This is a genomic window from Acinetobacter sp. 826659, from assembly GCF_000588515.1.
Classification (GTDB): domain Bacteria; phylum Pseudomonadota; class Gammaproteobacteria; order Pseudomonadales; family Moraxellaceae; genus Acinetobacter; species Acinetobacter pittii.
Map to the genome: position 1 here is coordinate 192,336 of NZ_JFYD01000004.1, position 24,760 is coordinate 217,095.

22 protein-coding genes and 1 pseudogene are annotated in these 24,760 nt (G+C 39.0%); 17 read left to right on the plus strand and 6 right to left on the minus strand.

Translation table 11 applies throughout. The annotated features are described in order from the left end of the window. The first annotated feature begins 63 nt into the window (after window positions 1-63). The gene (locus J663_RS09990) at window positions 64-618 is read left to right on the plus strand and encodes a DUF2059 domain-containing protein (RefSeq protein ID WP_033849457.1); all 555 of its coding nucleotides are present in this window, start codon (window positions 64-66) and stop codon (window positions 616-618) included. A gap of 24 nt (window positions 619-642) precedes the next feature. Here the strand turns inward: J663_RS09990 and J663_RS09995 are convergent, their stop codons facing one another. The 4 genes from J663_RS09995 to tig form a co-directional block, all read right to left on the minus strand. Continuing rightward, a complete protein-coding gene (locus tag J663_RS09995) occupies window positions 643-1,359 on the minus strand; it encodes a DUF2846 domain-containing protein (protein WP_033849459.1) in 717 nt (238 codons plus the stop codon). A 151-nt stretch (window positions 1,360-1,510) separates the two neighbouring features. Beyond that, window positions 1,511-2,824, minus strand: coding sequence for an ATP-dependent Clp protease ATP-binding subunit ClpX (gene clpX, locus J663_RS10000; RefSeq protein WP_002114726.1), 1,314 nt, complete (start codon window positions 2,822-2,824; stop codon window positions 1,511-1,513). A gap of 105 nt (window positions 2,825-2,929) precedes the next feature. Beyond that, window positions 2,930-3,535 (minus strand): ATP-dependent Clp endopeptidase proteolytic subunit ClpP, encoded by a 606-nt coding sequence (gene clpP, locus J663_RS10005; RefSeq protein WP_002114870.1) that lies wholly within the window; start codon window positions 3,533-3,535, stop codon window positions 2,930-2,932. Between the two features lie 193 nt (window positions 3,536-3,728). After that, window positions 3,729-5,063 carry a trigger factor gene (gene tig, locus J663_RS10010; protein WP_002114878.1) on the minus strand — a complete coding sequence of 445 codons (1,335 nt, stop codon included), beginning with the start codon at window positions 5,061-5,063 and terminating at the stop codon, window positions 3,729-3,731. Window positions 5,064-5,477: 414 nt separating this feature from the next. On the opposite strand from tig, the gene J663_RS10015 reads away from it, so the two are divergent. The 7 genes from J663_RS10015 to rdgB all read left to right on the plus strand — a co-directional run bounded on the left by J663_RS10015 (window position 5,478) and on the right by rdgB (window position 13,930). After that, entirely contained in the window at window positions 5,478-7,766 is a 2,289-nt protein-coding gene (locus J663_RS10015; protein ID WP_033849462.1) for a TonB-dependent receptor, read from the plus strand. A gap of 106 nt (window positions 7,767-7,872) precedes the next feature. After that, entirely contained in the window at window positions 7,873-8,556 is a 684-nt protein-coding gene (locus tag J663_RS10020; protein WP_033849463.1) for a Fe2+-dependent dioxygenase, read from the plus strand. A 457-nt stretch (window positions 8,557-9,013) separates the two neighbouring features. Continuing rightward, on the plus strand, window positions 9,014-10,711 hold the full coding sequence (leuA, locus tag J663_RS10025; protein ID WP_033849465.1) for a 2-isopropylmalate synthase: 1,698 nt from the start codon (window positions 9,014-9,016) through the stop codon (window positions 10,709-10,711). 83 nt (window positions 10,712-10,794) lie between these two features. Beyond that, window positions 10,795-11,955 (plus strand): homoserine O-succinyltransferase MetX, encoded by a 1,161-nt coding sequence (gene metX, locus J663_RS10030; RefSeq protein ID WP_002114709.1) that lies wholly within the window; start codon window positions 10,795-10,797, stop codon window positions 11,953-11,955. Further along, on the plus strand, window positions 11,955-12,548 hold the full coding sequence (metW, locus tag J663_RS10035) for a methionine biosynthesis protein MetW (protein WP_001217230.1): 594 nt from the start codon (window positions 11,955-11,957) through the stop codon (window positions 12,546-12,548). The genes metX and metW overlap by 1 nt, the downstream gene beginning before the upstream one ends. After that, window positions 12,545-13,132, plus strand: coding sequence for a tetratricopeptide repeat protein (locus tag J663_RS10040; RefSeq protein WP_005804213.1), 588 nt, complete (start codon window positions 12,545-12,547; stop codon window positions 13,130-13,132). Before metW ends, J663_RS10040 begins: the two co-directional genes overlap by 4 nt. A gap of 174 nt (window positions 13,133-13,306) precedes the next feature. Continuing rightward, a complete protein-coding gene (gene rdgB, locus J663_RS10045; RefSeq protein WP_033849469.1) occupies window positions 13,307-13,930 on the plus strand; it encodes an RdgB/HAM1 family non-canonical purine NTP pyrophosphatase in 624 nt (207 codons plus the stop codon). 196 nt (window positions 13,931-14,126) lie between these two features. Here rdgB and J663_RS10050 read toward each other — a convergent pair whose 3' ends face one another. After that, complete coding sequence (locus J663_RS10050; protein WP_033849470.1) at window positions 14,127-15,002, minus strand: AEC family transporter; 876 nt, start codon at window positions 15,000-15,002, stop codon at window positions 14,127-14,129. Between the two features lie 252 nt (window positions 15,003-15,254). Here J663_RS10050 and J663_RS10055 point away from each other — a divergent pair, with 252 nt between their 5' ends. The 5 genes from J663_RS10055 to J663_RS10075 all read left to right on the plus strand — a co-directional run bounded on the left by J663_RS10055 (window position 15,255) and on the right by J663_RS10075 (window position 21,215). Next, entirely contained in the window at window positions 15,255-15,473 is a 219-nt protein-coding gene (locus J663_RS10055) for a Sec-independent protein translocase subunit TatA (protein ID WP_002114991.1), read from the plus strand. 12 nt (window positions 15,474-15,485) lie between these two features. Continuing rightward, the gene (gene tatB, locus J663_RS10060) at window positions 15,486-15,923 is read left to right on the plus strand and encodes a Sec-independent protein translocase protein TatB (protein ID WP_033849472.1); all 438 of its coding nucleotides are present in this window, start codon (window positions 15,486-15,488) and stop codon (window positions 15,921-15,923) included. Next, window positions 15,920-16,690 (plus strand): twin-arginine translocase subunit TatC, encoded by a 771-nt coding sequence (tatC, locus tag J663_RS10065; RefSeq protein WP_033849475.1) that lies wholly within the window; start codon window positions 15,920-15,922, stop codon window positions 16,688-16,690. Before tatB ends, tatC begins: the two co-directional genes overlap by 4 nt. Before the next feature lie 176 nt (window positions 16,691-16,866). Then, a complete protein-coding gene (locus tag J663_RS10070) occupies window positions 16,867-18,819 on the plus strand; it encodes a PhoX family protein (protein ID WP_033849476.1) in 1,953 nt (650 codons plus the stop codon). A gap of 203 nt (window positions 18,820-19,022) precedes the next feature. Then, complete coding sequence (locus tag J663_RS10075) at window positions 19,023-21,215, plus strand: PhoX family protein (protein ID WP_033849477.1); 2,193 nt, start codon at window positions 19,023-19,025, stop codon at window positions 21,213-21,215. Window positions 21,216-21,264: 49 nt separating this feature from the next. On the opposite strand, the gene J663_RS10080 is transcribed toward J663_RS10075, so the two are convergent. Further along, window positions 21,265-22,044, minus strand: coding sequence for an NRDE family protein (locus J663_RS10080; RefSeq protein ID WP_033849479.1), 780 nt, complete (start codon window positions 22,042-22,044; stop codon window positions 21,265-21,267). Between the two features lie 93 nt (window positions 22,045-22,137). Between J663_RS10080 and lgt the strand changes: the two genes are divergently transcribed. From lgt to thyA, 4 genes and pseudogenes are all read left to right on the plus strand, one after another. Further along, the gene (gene lgt, locus J663_RS10085) at window positions 22,138-22,956 is read left to right on the plus strand and encodes a prolipoprotein diacylglyceryl transferase (RefSeq protein ID WP_033849481.1); all 819 of its coding nucleotides are present in this window, start codon (window positions 22,138-22,140) and stop codon (window positions 22,954-22,956) included. 80 nt (window positions 22,957-23,036) lie between these two features. Continuing rightward, window positions 23,037-23,396, plus strand: a complete 360-nt coding sequence (locus J663_RS10090; protein ID WP_033849483.1) for a hypothetical protein — start codon at window positions 23,037-23,039, stop codon at window positions 23,394-23,396. A gap of 9 nt (window positions 23,397-23,405) precedes the next feature. After that, window positions 23,406-23,867: pseudogene (locus tag J663_RS10095) on the plus strand (hypothetical protein). Window positions 23,868-23,885: 18 nt separating this feature from the next. Next, entirely contained in the window at window positions 23,886-24,728 is an 843-nt protein-coding gene (gene thyA, locus J663_RS10100; RefSeq protein WP_017482022.1) for a thymidylate synthase, read from the plus strand. Window positions 24,729-24,760: the final 32 nt, after the last annotated feature.

Here is a 24,760-nt window from a genome sequence, read left to right on the forward strand (position 1 = left end):
GTTCGTCAATCTATGCTATTAATGAAAGCACCCTCTCGCCAAATATTGAATATAGGTCATTTCATGACTATTCGCCCTATTCTTAAAAATCTCTCAATCAGCCTTTGTCTAAGCTGTATTACCACAAGCTTGTTTGCCTCTCCTGCCAAGTTAAGTTCAGTTAAAGAACTCATGCAAATGAGCCAAATTGATTACCTGCTTAAAGAATCAATTGATGAATTAACGCCTTACTATGATCAACAGGCAGAACAGATCGTTAGTAATATCACGGGTATCAAAACTTTAGGTCCAAAAGAAAAAGAGGCCGCGAAGAAGTTAGGTTCTCTCTTAAAAGATTCGAGCAATCAGCTCATTAGCAACCCAAAAACCACCCAAGCCTTACAGGATATTTACCTAAAGACTTATACTGAAGAGGAAATTCAGGCTAATCTGAAATTTTTAAAAACCCCAGAAGGCCAATCAATTACACGCAAGAACGTACAGATTATGGGACAAATTTCAGAATATATGATGGAGTTGGGACAGCAAACGTTTAATGACCCTAAAGCACGAGATCATATGCAAGAAGAAATGCTTAAAATTCTTGCACCACTCATGAAAGATAAAGAAAAGTCTTAACTTTTCTTTATCTTTTGCAGCTCATTACCAAGTTAAAGGATTCCATAATTTAAATGGTTTAATCAGATGTACATCTGATTTTTCATCATATTTGGCTGGCTTTAATTCTTGTGGTTTATGACGGATCTTTCCTGAAGTATCTTCAGCAACAAAATTATAGCTAGAGGATTTCAACTCGGTAAATGCTATCTCTCTACGTCCAATATTGTCTTGCATTAACATAAATGGACCAGTATGTTCACTTCGGTCCATTTTATTTTCTTCATCATATTTCAAATAATAAGACGTTCCTGCCTCAACATTGATATCAATATATTTTGGTTCTTGAAAATGGATACCAAGTAAAGGGCGACTTGCTGAAAGACGATACGTTCCTGCTGGTAGCTCAATCCAGTAATAATGATTATGTAATAGACTCGGAATGCGCTTACCATTCACAAAGAGATTAATAGCTGCAATTTCCTGACGATTCCATTTTGTGTCCGGTCGATATAGATAAACTACAGCAGCCTGTTCATTTTGTGGTTTGATTGGAGCAAAAGTCTGACCCAATTTTTGGTTGACCCACCCTCCCACAGTAAAACCGCCTAAATGATATTGATCTAATAAACCAGGTTCTTTTTCAACATCAACTTTAGGTAGAGTCGCGGTCAATTCACTCGGATTTTTTTCTAAATGAGATGAACTTTGACAGCCCACAAATAGTCCGGCACAGCACAAAGATACGATTAAATAACGCATGGCATCCCTCAAAGCGTTTTGTTTTTGATTTATTTTTTACACCGCAAAACTATGCGTATTTTGTATTTTAAGATTAACACTACCCATATAAATTGAAAACAAAAAAAGCATGAATCACTAACGCGATTCATGCTTTTTAGATGAATGAAATCTATGCAGACTTCGAATCAATAACCTTTAAATCTGCCTTAGCAACACTTTCATGCGTTGCAGCTTCTTTAGGTTGACGTTCAGCCTGATAAACAGGTTCTGCTTCACCATTAATAACTGCTTCATTAATAATGACTGTTCCAACATCTGTACGACTTGGTAAATCATACATAGTTTCAAGCAGTACGTTTTCCATAATAGAACGTAGACCACGCGCCCCCGTATTACGTTCAAGCGCTTTTTTAGCAACAGCACGTAATGCAGAGTCTTCAAAGATCAGATCAACATTTTCCATAGTGAAAAGATATTGATATTGGCGTGTTAATGCATTTTTTGGCTCAGTCAAAATTTGCATTAAAGCTTCTTCGTCTAGCTCTTCAAGTGTAGCAATCACTGGTAAACGACCAATGAATTCTGGAATCAAACCAAATTTCACTAAGTCAGTTGGCTCAACCTGACGGAACAATTCAGCAAGCTTTTTGGTTTCATCTTTGTTTTTAACATCAGCTGTAAAACCAATACCGCCTTTCTCTTGACGCTGTTGTACAATTTTTTCCAAACCAGAAAATGCACCACCACAAATAAATAAGATATTTGAGGTGTCAATTTGGATAAACTCTTGCTGTGGATGCTTACGACCACCTTGAGGCGGAATCGAAGCAACTGTACCTTCAATCATTTTTAATAATGCTTGTTGTACACCTTCACCAGACACATCACGCGTAATTGATGGATTTTCAGATTTACGAGTAATCTTATCAATCTCATCAATATAGATAATGCCCTTCTGAGCCTTCTCTACATCGTAGTCTGCTTTTTGCAAAAGCTTTTGCACAATATTTTCAACATCCTCACCCACATAACCAGCTTCGGTTAATGTTGTTGCATCTGCCATAGCAAATGGAACATCTAAAAGGCGAGCTAATGTTTGCGCAAGTAAAGTTTTACCTGAGCCAGTAGGTCCAATCAGTAAGATATTACTTTTAGCAATTTCTACTTCTTTAGACACATGGCCATTATGACCAACTTTTAAGCGTTTATAATGGTTATAAACCGCAACAGATAATGTCTTTTTGGCAAGATCTTGACCAATAACATATTGATCAAGCGCAGCACGTATTTCATGTGGTTTTGGCAATGCCTTACTCGCCCAGTCACCTGCTTCAACCTGTTGGCTGGTTTGTACAAGGTCTAAGCAGACATCCACACATTCATTACAAATATATGCGTCCTCACCTGCAATCAGTTTCCCGACTTCAGACTGCGTTTTACCGCAAAATGAACAATGTTTTTGTCCTTGAGGATGTTCGGACATATTCACTCCACAAATAGAATCTTAAATATTAGGGCAAGATGCACTGCATAAATAACTAAATGGAGATCTTTTTCAACATCTCAAGTTATTTATATAAGAAGGTCCTTATGGACGCTTACTTAACACCTGATCTACCAGACCATATTCTTTAGCAGCTTGGGCTGTCATAAAGTTATCACGGTCAGTATCACGAGCAACGGTTTCATAGTCTTGACCACTATGCTCTGCCATTAAGCGGTTCAAGCGCTCTTTAATAAAGAGAATTTCACGCGCATGGATTTCAATATCCGATGCTTGACCACGGAAACCACCCAATGGTTGATGAATCATGACACGGGCATTTTCTAAACAATAGCGTTTGCCTTTAGCACCCGCATTTAATAAGAATGCCCCCATTGAAGCAGCTTGCCCCATACAATATGTCACGACATCAGGCTTAATAAACTGCATCGTGTCATAAATGGCCATACCCGCTGTCACAGATCCACCTGGAGAGTTAATATAAAGGTGGATATCTTTATCAGGATTTTCAGCTTCTAAAAACAACATTTGGGCAACGATCAAATTTGCCATGTTATCTTCAACTTCACCTGTCAAAAAAATGACGCGCTCACGTAAAAGTCGTGAATAAATATCAAAAGAACGTTCGCCGCGAGAAGATTGTTCAACCACAACAGGAACTAAAGCATTTTCAATTGTTGGAACATACATACGTTATTTATTCCTAAATTTTTTGTGACTTAACCTATGGCAACAATATGCGGGATAATTTCTCAAATTGCAAAAGGTTCGCACTGAAATATTATATTATTTATACCTAAGTACTTAATGCCGCACTCAAATTGACCACATAATGAAAAACAAAAAAGGCGCCTTCGGCGCCTTTTCCTGACTTCTTAAAAGATTAACCCATACGGCGAGCTTGTTGTTCTTTCAATAAGTCATCATAAGATACAGCTTTGTCAGTCACTTTAGCACCAGCTAAGATGTGATCAACAACTTGATCTTCTAATACAACTGCTTCGATTTGAGCACGTTGTTGAGCATCATTTTTGAAGTATTCAATCACTTCAGTTGGATCTTCGTAAGAAGAAGCCATGTCGTCAATGTAAGCATCAACGCGAGCTTGATCAACTTCAAGTTTAGCATCAGCTAAAACTTTGCTTACCAATACGCCAAGCTTAACAGAACGCTCTGCTTGTTCTTTGAACAATTCGTCAGGAAGCATGCTCTTGTCAAAAGATTGCGCGCCTGCACCACCAAATTGTTGAGTGAACTGTTGAACCATTTGTTGACGTTGACGGTCAATTTCTTGAGCAACCATTGCAGTTGGAACTTCAACTTCATTCGCAGCAACAAGAGCATCAAAAGCAGCTTGTTTAACTTGGTTACGTAAACCATTGCGAACTTCACGTTCCATATTCTTACGAACGTCAGCTTTTAACTTCTCAACGCCTTCTTCTTCAGTTACACCGAAGATTTTTAAGAATTCAGCATCAATTTCTGGAAGTTTAGATTTTTCAACTTGCTTCACAGTGATTTTGAACTGAGCTGCTTTACCAGCCAAGTTTTCAGCTTGGTAATCTTCAGGGAAAGTAACGTCAATTACTTTCTCTTCACCAGCTTTCATGCCAATGATGCCATCTTCGAAGCCAGGGATCATACGACCTGAACCTAACACAAGTTTAAAGTCTTCAGCAGAACCGCCTTCAAACTTCTCACCATCGATAGTGCCTTCAAAGTCAAAAGTCACTTGCATGTCTTTTTTCGCCATACCCTTGGTTACAGCCCAAGTTTGACGTTGTTTTTGCAAGTTTTCGATCATAGCGTCAACGTCAGCGTCTTTGATTTCAGCTGATTTACGTTCAACTTCTAAGCCGTCAAATGCTTTTACTTCAACTTCTGGATAAACTTCTACAGTTGCTTCAAAAACTAAAGCGTCTTCTTTATGTTCAACTTTCTCAATGTTCGGCATACCTACCGCATTGATTTTTTCTTGTTGAATTGCTTCAAAAACGCTATCACGAATGATGTCATTTACAACTTCTTGATAAATGCTTGCACCGTATTCGCGACGAACAACGTTTTCAGGTACTTTACCTGGACGGAAGCCGTTGATCTTCACAGTTTTGGCAGTGCGCTTCAAACGAGCTTCAAATTGCTCGTTAATACGGCTCGTCGGTACAGACACATTTAAACGACGGGCAACGCCCGAAACCGCTTCAGTCGTTACTTGCATGGCTTCCTCGATAAAAATTAGTTAGTAGGAACAGTTTTTAAAAAAGTGCTGTATTATATGACAACTTTCAAGATATACAAAATTAACCGATCACTTCATGTAAGTGAAGGACATTATTCTAGTAAATTTCACAGTAATTTTATGATTCTTTAAATATTTTTCATAAGTACTTAAGTAAAACTAATTTTTTAGTTATTCTTTATAAATCTAAAATTACAATTAAACTTTGAATTTAATCGCTTTAATAAACAATTACCAATAATCAGTAGATTAGCTACATAAAAGTACAATTTACCATTCAATTATTCATTTTCTCTTCATAATTCAATTGGCAAATCCAATTAACACAAACTGTACATATAAATAAGAATTATTATTATTCGCATAACCTTTTAGTTTTAGAGTCCTGAAGTTATGTCTTTGATTAGAACACGTAAAAAAATTGTTTCTTCTGCAATAGCTTCATCGCTATCAATGATTGCAACAACAGCCATCGCGCAAGAAACAGTTTCACAATTACCAACAATTCATACTAAAGCGACTCAAGAAGAATCTTTAAAAGTAGATCAGTCTGCAAACTCTAAATTCGTAGCTCCTCTCAAAGACACACCAAAATCAGTCTCTATTCTTTCTCAAAAATTAATTAAAGATACAAACTCTAATACCCTACTCGAAGCGTTACGCTATGAACCTGGTATTACGTTAGGTGCTGGTGAAGGTGGTACCCCGTTTACAGATATGCCTTACATTCGTGGTTATAGCGGTCAATCTTCTATTTATGTTGATGGTGTTCGTAATACAACGTCTCAAAATCGCGATATGTTTGCCATTGAACAAGTAGAAGTCATCAAAGGCTCTTCTTCTGCTCTTGGTGGTGGTGGTAGCGTTGGCGGAAGTATTAACTTAATTCCTAAAGTTGCTCATGAAGGTGACGTTTATCAAGGAAGTGTTCAAGGTGGTACTGATAACTATCGTCATATCCAACTTGATGCCAACAAAGACTTTGGAAATGGCATTGCTGGTCGTGTAGTTATCATGGGTCACGAAAATGAAAAAGCTGGTCAGAGTAACGGCGCTGAATATGCTCGTGCCGGTATTGCCTCAAGTCTTGCATTTGGTTTAGATACGGCAACTCGCGGAACACTGAGCTACTACTATTTACGTAGTAATGATGAACCTGATGCCGGTATCCCATTTAACAATGCAAATCCAACAACTCCTCCTCCAGGAGTGACAGTAACACCTGGTGATGGTAAACCTGTTGATGTAAAAGCAGGAACCTACTATGGTTGGAAAGCACGTGATTTTGATAAACGTGAAAACCATATTGGCACGTTTAAGTTAGAACATGACTTTAATGAAAATCTTACCTTATCGAATGTAGCAACTTACAACAAATCTAAATCTGATTATGTTTATACGAATGCTGATGACTCTAAAGGTAACATTTACAGAGGCACAATCGCTCGCCGCGCTTTAAGCCGTATCTTAGATAGCGATGCTTATAGCGATCAGCTTTCTTTGAGAGGTAAATTTAATACTGGTTCATTAATACATTCTTTTAATGTCGGAACTGAATGGAGCTTCCAAGAGACCGACCAAGGTGTATATACATTTACTAATGCTGCAGGTGAAACCACATCTACTATTTTAGACAGCAATATTAAAAATTGTACTTCAGAAGCTGCGGCGGCAAATGGTTGGTGTACGAGTTTAAATAATCCAGGAAATGGTGCATTTACAGATAAACGTGGATCTATTAAAGCACAATCTACGACACGTAGTCACAATGTAGGAGTCTACGCTTTAGATAGTATTGAATTTAATCCACAATGGTTACTTAACCTAGGTGTTCGTTGGGATAAATTTGAAACTGAGAAAAAATATAATAAGGATGTAGGTGGGCGTACTCCTCATAAAGCTGGTGATAAGCTAGAAAGTGATACCGATTATTTCTCTTATCAGGCTGGTTTAGTTTTTAAACCAACAGAAGATGGTAGTATTTATTTAAGCTATGCTACGTCAGCAAACCCAGTAGGTGTGCTTGCTGAGGGTGACACAGGTTCAGATTCTATTAGCGACTCAGGTGCTGCAAGTGCGAGTGCAAATGATCTAAAACCAGAAGAAGCTCGTACTTTCGAGTTAGGAACTAAATGGGATCTATTTAATAACCGTGCTAATTTAACAGCAGCAGTTTTCCGTACTGAAAAGCAAAATACTCGCATCCAGATCGATCCGAATACGACTGCCAATGCAGGTAAAAGTAAAGTTGATGGATTTGAAATTAGTTTGAACGGCAAAATTACTGACAAATGGGATGTTTCTACAGGCTATAGCTATTTAGATAGCGAAATCACTGAAGCGGCATACAATGCGGTTGCTCAAGAAGGTAAACCATTACCATTTGTAGCGAAAAACAGCGCGACTTTATGGTCTACGTATAAAGTGGTACCTCAGTTAACTTTAGGCGCTGGTGTTGAATATCGTGATCAAGTTTTTGTGAACACAACTGCACCTAAATATTTGCCAACTTATACCATTTACAATGCTATGGCTAAATATGATGTGAATAAGAATGTGAATTTGCAGCTTAACATCAACAATATCTCTGATAAGCGTTATTTCACTAGTGCACATGCAGCTCACTACGCATTTGAAGGCAATGGTCGTAATGCTGTCTTAGCGATTAACTTTAAGTACTAAGGTTAAATTCCATAATTTATTTATGGAATTAATTGAAGTTCATATAAAATAGCCTCGTCATGAGGCTATTTTTACAAATGAAGTATCTATTTAAAGGGTGTTTGCCGTGATTCATCATATCCCCAATGTTTTAAGCAAAGAGCAAGTTGCCGAGTTTCGTAAGCTCATGCAAGACGCCAATTGGGTAGGTGGGAAAGTGACTGCCGGCACCTTGTCTGCTTCGGTGAAAAGAAATCAGCAACTCTCAGAACAAGACCCGCTTACTCATCGTTTAAGTGATCTTGTCATCAAAGCAATTTGGCAAAATCCAGTGTTTCAGGCTGCAGCCCTACCCCACAAAATTATTCCACCGCTTTTTAATCGTTATGATGAACATGAAAGCTTCGGTTTCCATGTAGACAACTCAATTCGCCTTATCCGTGGAACTTCAGAACAGCTACGCACTGATTTATCTTGTACATTATTTTTAAGTGAACCCGATGAATATGAAGGTGGTGACCTCGTTATTGAAGACACTTATGGTTATCACGAAGTTAAATTACCAGCAGGTGATGTCGTACTCTACCCGTCTACTAGCCTGCACGAAGTCAGTAGTATTACCTCAGGTACTCGTTTTGCTTCTTTTTTCTGGGTACAAAGTTTGGTCCGTGACGATAGTAAACGCCACCTTTTATTTAATCTTGATGAGAGCATTCGAGAACTACGTAAAGCACACGGCGATAACTATTCAGAAGTCATGAAGCTCACTAACATTTATCATAATTTAATTCGTATGTGGTCAGAACTGTAACTATATTTATTTTTGCCTTTTTAAGACCAGCTAATCTTTTTTACCTTAAGAAGGCAAAAATATGAAAATTATTTCCCACAAAAAACAAAATGGCGCAAAATTAGAAAATTATTTTCTAAACAACTTAACTAAAATTATGATAAGAATTTTGCACAAGGTGTAATCATTGTTTAGATATGATATATCTAAATAACAAGATTACTTGCAAACCACCAAACTTATTATTTCACGGTCTAGAGATGAAAACGAATTACTTGTTTGCCCAGCCTACTCAAGCAAGACATCATCTGCAACTCCTGATGCTGCGCCAAGCGCGCGTATAAAAATTTTGTCTGCTTTTTAAAGCAGCACTTCAAAATTACCTTTAATTTTTCTGAATTAGATACCATATATAACTGTAGATGTTGCCTTTTAAATATATCCAGAGCAACCGCGCTACGAGACAAGGAGTTTTCTCATGATGTTGGCTGACCCTAGCAAAAAATACCGCCGTATGTACCAGCGTGTGGATTTACCAGATCGCCAATGGCCAAATAAAGAAATTACAAAAGCGCCAATCTGGATGAGTACAGATTTACGTGACGGTAACCAAGCAATTTTTGAACCAATGAACATGGAACAAAAATTCAAAATGTTCAAAATGCTTGTGAAAATTGGTTTTAAGCATATTGAAATCGGTTTCCCTTCAGCATCTCAAATTGATTTCGATTTTACTCGCATGTTAATCGAAGAAAATCATATTCCTGATGACGTATACATTGAGGTTTTGGTTCAAGCACGTGACCATTTAATTGAACGTACTTTTGAATCTTTGGCAGGTGCTAAACGAGCGATTGTACATATTTATAACTCGAACTCTCCAACCTTCCGTCAAAAGGTGTTGAATGTAGATGTTGATGGCGCAAAACAATTAGCAATTAATGCTGCTCAAAAAGTTAAAGAGTATGCGGCTCAATATCCTCAAACAGACTGGATTTTCCAATACAGCCCAGAATGTTTCTCTGCAACTGAATTAGAAGTCGCTAAAGATGTCTGTGATGCCGTCACAGAAATCTGGGATGCACGTCCAGATCATAAAGTTATTTTAAACTTGCCAGCGACTGTCGAGGTTTCTACACCAAATGTTTATGCAGACCAAATTGAATGGATGCATCGTAATTTGGCACGTCGTGATGGCGTAATCATTTCTGTTCACTGCCACAATGACCGCGGCTGTGGTATTGCTGCATCAGAACTTGCCATTATGGCGGGTGCTGACCGTGTTGAAGGCTGTGTGTTTGGTAATGGTGAACGTACAGGTAACGTTGACGTTGCAGCAATTGCATTGAACATGTATACCCAAGGTGTAGCACCAGAGTTAGATTTTTCTAATATTAATGAAGTGATTGCAACGGTTGAAGAATGTACTGGTTTACCTGTACACCCTCGTCATCCATATGCAGGTGACTTGGTATTTACTGCATTCTCCGGTTCACATCAGGATGCGATCAAAAAAGGCTTCGAATACCAGAAAAACGAAGAAATCTGGGATATGCCTTACTTACCAATCGACCCGAAAGATTTGGGCCGCGACTATGACGCAGTTATTCGTGTAAATAGTCAGTCTGGTAAAGGTGGTATCGCTTATTTATTAGAATCAAACTACAACGTTGTATTACCACGTCGTTTGCAAATCGAATTCAGTCAGGTTGTTCAACAATATGCTGATGAGAACGGTACAGAAATTAATGCTAAAGAAATCTGGACCTTATTTAAAGACACTTATGTTGATGTGAAGAATCATCATTACACAGTCAAACACTACAAATTATCTGACATTAACGGTACTCAGATTATCGAACTTGATATTGATGTCGAAGGTGAAACACAACAACTTCGTGGTGAAGGTAACGGGCCAATCTCTGCATTCTTAAATGCTCTTCAATTACCAATTGACGTATTGAATTATGAAGAACGTAGTATTAGTTCAGGTGCAAATGCGAAAGCATTAACCTTAATTGAGCTTCAAGTAAAAGGTACAGGTAAAGGTTCATTTGGTGCTGGTGTTCATGACAATACAGTCACCTCATCCATTGAAGCAATTATTGCGTGTACCAACCGTTTGATTGATCAAGGTGTTTTAAGTACAGATCAGGTTGTTGCCGCCGCTGTTTAATTAAAAAAAAGACTTTGGAAAGGATACCTAGCTTGGTATCCTTTCTTTTTATTCCTGAAAGATTTAAAAGGCGAAATGTTCCCGTGTCTTTTCCAGCTGATTCAGTGGGGTTAGTCACTCCGCAAAAGTTCCAATTTGAAGAACCATTACACCTTGAATGTGATCGTGTTTTGCCACGTTTTGAACTAATGGTCGAAACTTACGGCACTTTAAATGCTGATAAATCAAATGCAATTTTAATCTGTCACGCTCTTTCCGGACATCATCATGCAGCGGGTTATCACCACGAAGATGATAAAAAAGCTGGATGGTGGGATAGCTGTATTGGCCCGGGTAAGGCAATTGATACGAATAAGTTTTTTGTAGTTTCGCTAAATAATATTGGTGGCTGTAATGGCTCAACTGGCCCGACCTCACCAAATCCTGAAAACGACAACCGTCCTTACGGACCTGATTTTCCATTAGTAACGGTACGTGACTGGGTTAAAACACAAGCCATGCTTTCGGACCGTCTAGGTGTAGATGTCTGGTATGCAGTGGTCGGTGGATCATTAGGAGGCATGCAAGCACTACAATGGTCCGTAGACTACCCTGACCGCCTACAAAAATGTGTGATTATTGCCAGTGCACCAAAGCTTTCAGCACAGAATATTGCATTTAATGAGGTTGCTCGTCAGTCAATCTTATCTGATCCAGATTTCCATCATGGCCGTTATTTAGAAAATGATAGTTACCCAAAACGCGGACTAATTCTGGCTCGCATGGTAGGTCATATCACCTATCTTTCAGAAGAAGCCATGAAACAAAAATTTGGCCGTGATTTAAAATCTGGCAAATTTATGTACGGTTTTGATGTCGAGTTTCAGGTCGAAAGCTATCTACGTTATCAAGGTGAACAGTTCAGCCGTAACTTTGATGCCAATACCTATCTCATCATGACTAAAGCTTTAGATTACTTTGACCCATCTCGTGAATACGGCCATTCTTTAACTGAAGCAATGGGCAAAACTAAATGTCAGTTCCTTATTGTCTCGTTCACAACTGACTGGCGTTTTGCACCAAGTCGCTCACAAGAAATTGTAGATGCGCTTATTACCAATCATAAGCCTGTAAGTTATCTCGACATTGATGCTGAACAAGGGCATGACTCGTTCTTATTTCCTATTCCACTGTATGTCAAAACCATGCGCGCTTTCTTAGGCGGTGAAGAACACTTAAAATCGACATCACTGGAGGCAAGCTAATGCGTATTGATCAACAACTGGCAGAAAAGTGGATTAAACCCGGCTCAAGCGTACTCGATTTAGGGTGTGGTGACGGTGAATTACTCGCTCATATGAGTCAAAAGCATCAAATTCGTGCTTATGGTTTAGAAATTGATCAAGAAAAGATTGCAATTGCCGTCAGTCGCGGGTTAAATATTATTCAACAAGATTTGAATCTCGGCTTAAGCCGCTTTGCAGACCAGTCCTTTGACTATGTGGTTATGGCACAAGCTTTGCAAGCCGTAGATGCACCCGATGTTTTATTAAGAGACATGGTGCGTGTGGGTAAACAGGCAATTATTACATTTCCAAACTTTGCACATTGGAAGACTCGCTCTTTTCTTGCATTAAAAGGAATGATGCCTGTATCGGATGCTCTACCATATATGTGGTATAACACCCCCAACATTCATTTATGTACATTTAAAGATTTCGAAGCACTATGTGCTGAAAATCAGATACAAATTATTAATCGACTCGCCGTCAATGGAAATCAGCAGGGAAGCCTGTTAAGCAAACATGTTCCAAATTTGTTTGGTGAAGTCGCTATTTATCGAGTGAGTGCACTATGAAAAAGACATTATTTAGCACACTATTTGCAGGACTGCTAAGTATGCAGGCTCATGCAGATTATATCGCCCAGCCACAATCGGTTGCGAGTCAGGCCGCACGCTTTTCAACAATGGGGATTAACGATCTTCAGAAAGCGGCAAAAGCTGGTCAAGCAGGCGCACAGTTTTACCTTGGTACCCATTACCAATATGGTAAAGATGTAGCAAAAGACGATAAACAAGCTTTCGCATGGTTTAAAGCAGCAGCCGATCAAGGTTTATCACCAGCACAATTAAACGTAGGCCGCATGTATGCGGACGGTATTGGTGTTAAAAAAGATGAGTCTATGGCTCGTAAATACTTTGAAAAAGCAGCAAGCAATGGTGATAATCGTGCAAGCTATAACCTTGCGATGATGGAAGAGCAAAAGAAAAACTACGTTGGTGCTTACCAATGGTATGAGCTTTCAACTCGTGATGGCATGCTCGACAATAAAGTGATTAGCCTATCTGAAGGTAAGAAAACTGCTCTAGCAGCGAACTTAACTCAAGAACAAATCCGTACAGCTCGTGACCGTGCGGACAAATGGATTCAAGCACAATAATAACGGTTCATCCGTAAAAAACCTTATTCGACTAAAGCCACCTTGTATGCTGTACAAGGTGGCTTTAGTTTAGGTTATCCCATTTTATATTCTATTTGTTTTCCTCTATATCCCCTTCCAAAAAACACGTAACATAACTGCTGTTCGATATTAGCTATAAAGTTTGGTTTTATTATGTCTACCCCACATTGGTTTGATCAGGGCAGTTTAGTTCTTGCCAGCAATAATAAAGGTAAAGTCGCAGAGTTTGAAAAACTTTTTGAACAGCTTAAGTTACCAGTAGAAATTATTCCTCAAGGTCGCCTTAATATTCCTGATGCAATTGAAGATGGTTTAAGCTTTATTGAAAATGCCATTATTAAAGCGCGTCATGCTTCTAAAATTTCAGGTAAACCTGCTATGGCTGACGACTCTGGTATTTGTGTACCAGTCTTAGGCGGCGCACCTGGTATTTACTCAGCACGCTATGCTGGAGAGCATGGTGACGATGCAGCTAACAATGCCAAATTATTAAATGACCTTTTGCCATTTCGTAAAAATGGTGAAGCGATTGAAGGTATGTTTGTATGTGTACTTGCTTTAGTCACTCATGCGGAAGACCCATTACCACAAATTTTCCAAGGCATCTGGTACGGCGAAATTTTAGAAGCGCCACGTGGCGAAAATGGCTTCGGCTATGACCCATTGTTCTGGTTGCCTGAGCTACAAGTGTCTAGCGCTGAATTGTCTAAAGAAGACAAGAATAAGATTAGTCATCGTGGACAAGCGATGCAGTTATTTAGAGAAAGTTTAGTATAATTTTTTTCCATATAGCCTTTGAATACCACGTTAGAGAGTATTCAGCTTTGTATAGGCACCCCTTACTTTTCAAAGATGAAAAGTAAGCAAAAATCTTTTGTTAGACTGATGGCACATCCTTGTGCCACAGTCTAACTGGCGGTATCCATGCCGCCTTCGCACAAGCAAGTTTAGGAAACTTAGAATTAAATAAAGATTAAACGAACAAGTGTAAAAACACAGCATAAATCGCAATACACACACAACTCACAATCGTCCCCGAAGCAATATAAGCCGCAGATCTTCCCGTCCCTTGGTAATGTGTTTCTAGTGCTACAATATTGGCTGCTGGCGGCAAACAAAACATTAAAAACATCACTCCAATTTGCTGGCTGATATTGGGAATGGGTAAAAATCTATAAGTTAAGCCACAGAGAATAAATCCGCACACTACTTTAAATGCTTGAGCTTTAGTACTGTAAATTAAGTCTTTTAAATGCACTCGGGTACGGCGTAGCCACATTCCCAGCACACACATACCAGCAAAAGTCATGACAAACTTGGCAACTTCATATACCCAATGTATAACAGGATGCTCGATATGTTGAGCACCTAACGACCTAAGTAAAAGTGCACAAAATATTGAAATACATGGTGGAGAAGTTAAAACCTTTTTTAATATGTTGAGCTTACTTTGTGGTGCAGTGGTGACTGCCGTAACAGCCCATGCATTTCCAAAAAGAGACATACCAATATATAAGGCCACAATAGGAGCCGTAGCATCAGGGCCAAATAAAGCCATGGCAAAGGGAAAGCCAAGCCACCCCATGTTGGTATAACTCACGCAAAGCGCTAATAACCTGTCTTTAAATAGAGCTAAATAGGCAAAGAAAATAAGAAATGCTGAACCGAAACTAAACAGCATTAAACTCAAACTACCTGACTGATAAAATACCATGTTGTAAATAATAACAATTGGAATCAGTAAGCGGGCAAGCCAAGCTGAAAGAATAGGTTTTATGGTTTCTGCAATGGAAGTCTGAGCAAGTAGAAGTCCTGTGATAAATGCCAATACAGGCAGTAGTAGCGCCACGCTCTCTCCTCTTGCTCATCAAAACCAGCTTGCTATGCTACACCTTTTCAAAATGAAATGTACTCTCCATTTCAAGTAATTTAAGTGACTCTTTTCAAACTATGTATAAATAAAAAAAGGAGATATGCTGTTTATAAAATTAACTTTTTAGATTTTGGCAGCCATTCATTGTCTTAAAAATGACATATAAATGTCACATTCTTGTCATGGCAACCTGTTGATATAAAGCAAACTGAAAAGAGGTATAAGATCATGGCCGGTTTATCTATTTGGCATGTCGTTATTTTTGCAATTGTCGTTATTTTATTATTCGGTACGTCGAAATTAAAAAATATCGGTAAAGACGTAGGCGGTGCAGTAAAAGACTTTAAAAAATCAGTTCGTGAAGAAGATGAGACTACTGCTCTTAATACTCCACGTACAATTGATGCCCAAGTCAAAACACCTGACAGCACATCAGTAAAAAGCTAAAGGTTTTCGACCATGCTTGATGTAGGAATGACAGAGCTACTCTGTTTTGCAATTATTGCAATTTTAGTTTTAGGCCCGGATAAACTTCCAGAAGCTGCACGCTTTGCTGGTCGTTGGTATGTTCGCCTAAAACGTTATATTACTAATTTGCAAAATGAGATTGATCAAGAGTTGCGTCTTTCTGAGTTTCGAAAAGAAATGCAAGAAGAACTCAACCGCATTGAAGCACTAGAACGTAAAGTACAACAACAGCTTGAAGAAATTCAAAAGCAGAATATTTCTGAAAATATAGATAAGGCCGAGGCAACCAAATCAGTGCCCCAACCTATTCGGATATGTCTTCCTATATCAGGCCATTATAAAATCCCATACATTAGAAAATTTATGCCTTTAGCATCATCAACTGATATTTCAGAGACATCACCTGTTAAATTGAAGATTGCCGTATGAACCAACTGCCTTCAACCACTGTAAATAATCAGGAAAATTTAGACCAAATGCCAATCATGAGCCATTTGGTCGTTTTACGACGTCATTTATTTAGGATTGTCGGAGTAACCTTATTTTTATTTTTTTGCTTATTACCTTTTAGAAATAATACTTACCAATTACTATCTGAACCTTTAAGGCTGCAACTTCCAACCTCCTCATCAATGATTGCAACCGATGTCACTGCAACATTCATGGCGCCTTTTAAACTCAATTTATTTGTCGCACTTGTGCTGGCAATGCCATTTATTCTGTATGAAATCTGGTCATTTGTTCGTCCAGCGCTCTATCAAAAAGAACGTCATTTAGCACTGCCATTACTCATCGGTAGTATTGTCTTGTTTTATGCGGGCGTTGCTTTTGCATATTACATTACCCTTCCGGCAATTTTGCATTTCTTTATTAGTGTATCGCCTGAAACTGTCGCACCAATGACAGATATTAATAGCTACCTAAGCTTTTGCTTAAAGCTATTTTTAGTTTTTGGACTGACTTTTGAGATTCCAATCGCGACGCTACTCCTTATTTTAATCGGTGTGGTAAATACAAAAAGCCTTGCTGAAAAGCGACGTTTTATCATTGTTGGATGCTTTTTTGTAGCGATGTTTATTACACCACCAGATGCAATTTCAATGGTAATGTTAGCAATTCCAATGTGGTTGCTTTTCGAACTTGGCCTACTCTTTGGTAAAATTCTTGAGAAAAGAAAAGTCCATTCTGCTGAATAAAATGATTTTTAAGAAAAAGCCTGAACCTCGAAGTTCAGGCTTTTTTTATGTAGAACACTTTTTATTCTACAAAGCAATAAACTGTCTTCAAAGTGACTTGAAAATGTAAGAAAAGTGTCATTTTCAGTCCATAAAATCAACTCAACAAATATACCCACAAAATTTACGGATTTCTTATGACAACTGCTTCTACTCAACCAACGCGTCGCGAAATTTTAAAATGGTTTTCGGGGATTCCTTTTCTACCATTAGGTGCGATGGCTACGGCAGCAACGTTAGCAGGTTGTAATGATAGTGATGACAGTTCAGTAATCACTCCAACACCACAACCAAGCAAATTTAAAAATGCAAAATTCACAACAATGCCAGCGCCAACAACTGCAGCAGACCGTGCCACAACCTTAGTGAACTCTAAATTAGTAATTGAATGGGAAGACTCAACACCTACTCCATATCAATTAGCATATAAGCCTTTCTTTAAAACTGGTGATAGCGTACCAAAACTTGGTGGTGGAACGATTATCGCAGGTGGTTATTTTGATGTTAATGGCAATCCAATTATGGATAAATCAGTTGCTGGCAAAGAACGTCAATTCTTTTCAGACTGTCCAGATGGTTCATCTCTAATTCAATTAGAAGGTGCGAAAGTTGAAGGCGTAGCAAACCCAGTGTTTCACGTTGTTCAATTTGAATACAACTCTAAAGACCAAGCAGGTGGCGATACTTACGGTCAACTACCATCTCCAATCGCAATTTTAACGTTGGATCAAGACCAAAAAACAGGTCACCTAGAACTTAAAAAATACTTCAACGTTGATACTGCACCAGTACACGGTTTATGGATTACTTGCGGTGCTAGCTTATCGCCTTGGAACACTCACTTATCAAGTGAGGAATATGAACCAGATGCATTCAATCAAGGCATTGGCGGTACAGATCCAAAATATCTTGGTAAATACTTCTTTGGTGATGAAACTAAAGCAAATCCATATAACTACGGTCATTTGCCAGAAGTAACAGTTAACCTTGATGGTACAGGTAGCATTAAAAAGCACTATTGTTTAGGTCGTATTTCTCACGAACTTATCCATGTTATGCCAGACAACCGCACAGCGCTTATGGGAGATGACTACACTAACGGTGGTTTCTTCATGTTCGTTGCAGATAAAGAAAAAGATTTATCAGCAGGGACACTCTATGTTGCTAAATACATTAATACCCTAACTGAAACCTCAACTGCTAGCATTCAATGGATCAAACTTGGCCATGCGACAAGTAAAGAAATTGAGGATTTAGTTGCTGGTGGGATTAAGTCAACTGACATCATGGAAAGTTTAACAACCAATCCAAATGATGCCAGCTATACTGAAATCACTTTGGCAAAGAAACAGCTTTGGGTAAAACTTAAACCAGGTATGGAAAAAGCGGCCGCTTTCTTGGAAACACATCGTTATGCAGCACTAAAAGGTGCAAGTATGGCGTTCACCAAGATGGAAGGTACTAACGTAAATATTAAAGATAAAATTGCGTACTCTGCTTTAGCTAATATTCAAGATTCAATGGTCATTGGCGGTAAGGGTTATGTGGCTGGACATAATGTTGCGTTCTCTAAAAAAATTACTGCTGGTGGCGTGCTTGCACACAAATTAGGTAATAGCTTTACAGACAATGAAGGTAGCGCAATCAATAGTGAGTGGGTTCCACTTTACTCATATATGCTACTAATGGGTGAAGATCTTGCTACAGCAGATAAGTTAGGTAATACAGCGAACCCAGACAAAATTGCTAGCCCAGACAATCTGAAGTTCTCTGAAACTTTACGCACATTATTCATTGGTGAAGACTCAGGTAACCACGTGAACAACTTCTTGTGGGCATACAATGTAGATACCAAAGAGTTAACACGTTTACTTTCTACACCAGCAGGTGCAGAGTCAACAGGTTTACATGCTGTAGATTCAATCAACGGTTGGACTTACATCATGAGCAACTTCCAACATCCAGGCGATAGCAGCAGTGTACCTGAGGATGTTAAGGCATTAATTAACCAAAATTACAATAATGGTTATAGTGCTAACGTGGGCTATATTACAGCAGACCCAATAGCCCCTTCTGTCACAACTAAATAATTTTTAATATGCTCCAAACATTAAAGCTGGCTAAGGTCAGCTTTAATGTTTTTACATTCAGCTTTTATTTTTTATGAAAATTAAATGAAAAATTACAGAACTTTTCATTAACTTATCATCAAAACGTCAACGCCTCGTCACATTCACAAACTAAGCTCATGAAGAATTCTAGAACAATCTCTTTATTTACTTAGGAATTTCCCATGACAGAGCTGACGCCATATCATGAAGACCAAGAATTGGATAATAATACTTCTGACAATATCCACTTCCGCGACATCTTAGAACAACACATCAGTCGCCGTAGTTTAATTACTAAAGTAGCAAGTGGTGCTGTAGCGCTAACTTTAGCCTCTACCTTAACAGGCTGTAATGATAGCGATGATGATTCAGGTTCAAACAATGGCGGAACTACACCTGTAGATCCAAATAAAAAACCAGAAAAACTCACATTTACCCCAGTTGCTAAAAATTTACATGATATTGTGACAGTGCCTGAAGGTTATGAAGCCAATGTCATTTATGCTTTAGGTGATTCAATCAACCCTGATATTGGCGAATGGGATGACAACAATATTCCATTTGGCCCAAGCTTCCTTTTACGTTCTGGTGACTGCCATGACGGCATGCATTTCTTTGGTTTAAATACTTCAACAGACAAATTTGATGGGAATGTTTCAGCTGAAGGCTTATTGGTGATGAATCACGAATATATCAACCAGACCTTCCTTCACCCCAAAGGTCCAACAAAAGTTGATGGACGCCGTCCTGAAGATGAAGTGATTCGTGAAACAAATGCACATGGCGTATCTATTGTTCACATTAAAAAAGATCCAATAACTCAAAAAGTAGTAATTGATAAAAGTTCTGTTTTTAACCGCCGTATTACAGCATCAACAGAAATGAATTTTGCAGGTGCAGCAGCTGGTTCTAGCTTGCTTGCAACTCGATTCTCACCGACTGCCCGTAAAACACGTGGTACCCATAATAACTGCGGTAATGGTTATACACCTTGGGGCACATACTTAACTACCGAAGAAAACTTTATTGGTTACTTTGCGCGTAGTGCGACTGATGACGCGTTACGTACTCCAGAAGAAATTATTGCACTGAAACGCTATGGCTTAAAAGCAGGATCTGGTTCACGTTACGGCTGGGAAACAGCAATTGGTCAAGTAGAGTCACAAGACTTATATGACCGCTGGAATGCCGACGTAAATGCTGCACAAGCTACCCAAGACTATCGTAACGGTCCAAATACATTCGGGTGGATGGTCGAGATTGATCCATTTGATAGACGTCAAAATCCAGTTAAACGTACTTCACTTGGTCGTTTTGCACATGAAGACAGTGCTTGTCGTGCCGTAGTAGGTCAACCATTAGCATTTTATATGGGCGATGACTCAACTGGCGAGTATATCTATAAATTTGTATCAACGGCTGCTTGGGATGCTAAGGATATAAATGGTGGTTATACGATTGGTGACAAATATATGAACGCAGGTAAGCTGTATGTTGCCAAATTTAATAATGATGGGTCAGGTCAATGGATTGAACTTGCTTATGGCAAAAATGGTTTAAATGAAAGCAACACCACCTACCCATTTAAATCTCAAGCGGATGTTGTGACATTTGCACGTTTGGCGGGTGACGCCGTCGGCGCTACAAAAATGGATCGCCCAGAATGGTGTACAGTTAATCCAGTGAACGGCGAAATTTATGTCACTCTAACTAACAACTCGAATCGTGGTTCAAGCTACCCAACCGATGCAGCTAACCCACGTAATTACACAGATATCAAAGGTAAAGAAGAGCAACAAAAAGGTAATGTAAACGGTCATATCATCCGTTTTAAAGAAACTGATGACAAAACCACTGCTGAAACCTTCAAATGGGATATCTATCTGTTTGGTGCAGAAGCATCTATGGCTTCAAACATTAACTTATCGGGTCTGACAGACAACAATGATTTGTCATCTCCAGATGGTATGTGGTTTGACCCACGTGGCGTACTTTGGATTCAAACAGATGATGGCGCATACACTGATGTCACTAACTGTATGATGCTTGCTGCGTTACCAGGCCAGATTGGAGATGGTGCTACTGCAACTACGTCAAATGGTCAGCAAACTTTAGTGGGTGCTAAAGTAACAGATGAAACGCTACGTCGCTTCCTTGTTGGGCCCAAAGAGTGTGAAATTACAGGTATTGCGATGACTCCAGACCACAAAGCAATTTTCATTAATGTTCAACACCCTGGGGAAAAGTCTAAAAAATATGATGCCCCAACAAGTAACTGGCCAGCAACCCAGAAAGATCCAAACAACAAAACTGCGCGCCCACGCTCAGCAACTGTTGTGATTACCCGTAAAGATGGCGGTGTGATCGCGGGCTAATTCGTTTATAACTATGAAAATGCCGGTCGATTGATCGGCATTTTTATTATCATCGATTTAAGAGAACCTGCTGCTGAACAATTTGCCCACTATGCTCGCCTTGCTGAGTCTTTTCCAGCCAAAGCCATTCATTATTGGTCATTCTTAGAAAGTTTGAACAACGTGTGCCATACACAGGGCTTTGAATAAAAGTCGATGACAATAACTCTTCCATTTCTGGCTGAATGCCCGTATTGGGTAATAATGCAGTTGTGACCTTACGTTCATCTTCAAGAATATCCCATGCAGCGTGTTGCAAAGTTAACTCTTCCGTCTGGTGCTGAAGCATAGGCAAAAACTCTTGCGTAAAACGTGTTCTTAAATGTCTGGTTTTTTCCCAATGTTCAGACATTAAGCCATTCGAAACCACATAAACACCATTGGCTAATACTTGCGGTGCTTCACCACGATTACTCATATAAACTGCTTGATCAGCATTTCCCATAAACAGGTTAAAGCCAGCGAAGTTCTGTTGCTGCTGTTCTAATTGCTGAGCAAATCGAATCGGCAATAAATCAGACTCTAAAAAAGCCTGAACTAAGTGCCCTCGAGAAGTTTCATATGTTTTTTGATCTCGCCCATCCCTAAAATTGGTTAACACAGCCCATCGACCTTGAGGTGTTACGCCCATCCAAGTACCACCCGACTGTAAATCTTGGCCAGCAATAATCGGTGTGTGTTGCCACTGATGTAATAAAGCTGTTGGTCGATGATAGAACTCATCCCGATTTGACATAAGACATAAGGGCATATCATCCAGAACATGCCATGCTAAAGCCACAATACACATCTTTTCTTATTCCCTATCTTTACACATTGAATGTACAACATTTTTCACATCATTCCGCTACAATCTGTCAAAACGTAAGATCAAGGAGCAGCAATGCTGACCTATCCTAATATCGATCCGGTCGCAATACATCTAGGACCTCTTCAAGTCCATTGGTATGGACTCATGTATTTATTGGCATTTTTATGCGCTTGGGGACTTGCCTCCTACCGTGCCAAACAGCGTGATGGCTGGACATCGGACATGGTTTCCGATCTGGTGTTTTACGGTGCTTTAGGTGTCGTTCTGGGCGGTCGTATCGGCTATGTCCTGTTCTATGAGTTTGATAAATTTCTCGAAAACCCGATTTGGCTATTTCAAGTCTGGACAGGCGGCATGAGTTTCCACGGCGGCTTTTTAGGCGTCATGATTGCGATGTTATTTTGGTGTAAAAAATACCAAAAAACATGGTTCCAAACCCTCGACTTTATTGCCCCATGTGTACCGACTGGCTTAATGTTTGGGCGATTTGGTAACTTCATTGGTGGGGAGTTATATGGTCGTGCAGTAACTGACCCAAATTATCCATTTGGTATGATCTTCCCAACTGATCCATTACAACTGGTACGCCATCCATCACAAATTTATCAAGCAATTTGTGAAGGCTTAATCCTATTTATTGTCTTGTGGTGGTTTAGTTCAAGACCACGTCCACGTATGGCTGTTTCTGCTCTATTTTTAATGGGCTACGGCGTTGCACGTTTTGTAATGGAATTCTTCCGTCAACCAGATGCCGATCAAGGTTTTATTCTTTTTGGCTGGATGACTAAAGGTCAGATCCTTACCGTTCCAATGTTGCTGATTGGCCTTTGGATGATGTGGTATGCCTACCAAAAGAAAATTTATGACTGGGGTCCACAAAAGAACAGTTAATATGATAAATCAGAGGAGTTTCGGCTCCTCTTTTCTTTTTTATGCTACAGTTTTTACTCTCCTAAAAATGAAGATATGCCATGCTGGAATTCTGGTTTGACACACAAGTCCCGACATTTAAAAAATTAGTGATTTTAATTATTACTTTGGCTATTTGTATTGGGCTATATCAATACCAGCCTTTGCCCTTAGATACGATTTTAATGTTTACTGGCACGGGTGTTATCTTTTTAATCTGCCGCTATTTTAAATTACATTTTGCTCAGAAAAATCCAACTGGCCTACTTTACCGCCTGCTGACTTGGATTCCTATCGCTCTTTTATTTGCACTTATTTTTGTAAAAACAATGCCGAACTTGCTGATCTGGGGTGTGCAAGGAATCGCTTTTATGGCGCTTGCTGCTTTTATTTTTTCACCTCAATCACTTTTTAATAAATAGGCTCAATATATGCTGGCTTATTGGTACAACGCACCACGTCATATCAAACTTATATTCATTATTGTTGTTTGTGTTGCAGTTTATGCAGCCAATCAAGTTCAGCCCTTATCTCCTATTTATACAATACTTAGCCTTATTTTTGGATTTGGTTTGCATATTGGGCATGACTTGAATACCAAATTTTCAAACAACACATCATGCAAATCGAGCTTGGGAGTTTTAATCAAAATCTATCCTATTTTGATCATTATTATTTTGATGTATTTGCTCCCTATTCAGCATAAATGGATTCACCTCATACAAGCTTTAGGCTTTGTACTAGTTGGCTTTTTCCTTGTATCAATTTATCAAAATCGCGCTAAACGATTTTAAGCATAAAACTTAGCGCGTTTTTACTATTCTCAAACCATGCTATTATCTTTCACGGTTTATTGATCCATGAACCTTCTTCCTTCTATTTTATGGAATTAATCCGAACTCGAGAGTGTTATGCGTGCATATTTAGACCTACTACAACATATCCTTGATAATGGCGGTGACAAAGGCGACCGTACAGGCACAGGAACCCGTTCTGTATTTGGTCATCAAATGCGTTTTGATCTCTCTAAAGGTTTTCCTTTACTCACCACAAAAAAAGTTCATTTCCGCTCGATTGTGATTGAGTTACTTTGGTTTTTAAAAGGTGACACCAACGTCCAATATCTAAAAGACAATAAAGTTTCAATTTGGGATGAATGGGCAACCGCAGAACAAACAGCTCGCTTTGGCCGTCCAGAGCATGAACTTGGACCAGTCTATGGTCATCAATGGCGTAATTTCGGCGCAACCAAAAATGCAGACGGCTCTTATAACCAAGATGGTTTCGACCAGATTAAATGGTTAATTAATGAAATTAAAACCAATCCAAATTCACGCCGTTTAATTGTTTCTGGCTGGAACCCGAATGAAGCTGGACAAGTTGCTTTACCGCCTTGCCATACGCTCTTCCAATTTTTCGTACAAGATAACAAATTGTCATGTCAGCTTTATCAACGTAGTGCCGATGTGTTTTTAGGCGTACCTTTTAATATCGCGAGTTATGCCCTACTCACCCATATGATTGCTCAAGTTTGCGGTTTAGGTGTAGGTGATTTTGTCTGGACTGGTGGTGATACGCATCTTTATGCCAACCATTTTGAACAAGCTAAACTTCAATTGACCCGTGAGCCTTTACCGCTATGCCAATTGAAACTAAATCCAGAAATAACCGATTTATTTGATTTCAAATTTGAAGATATTGAAATTGTAGGTTATGAATCACACCCTGCAATTAAAGCACCAGTTGCAGTATAACGACGGCTTAAATTTCATTAGATTACGGTTTA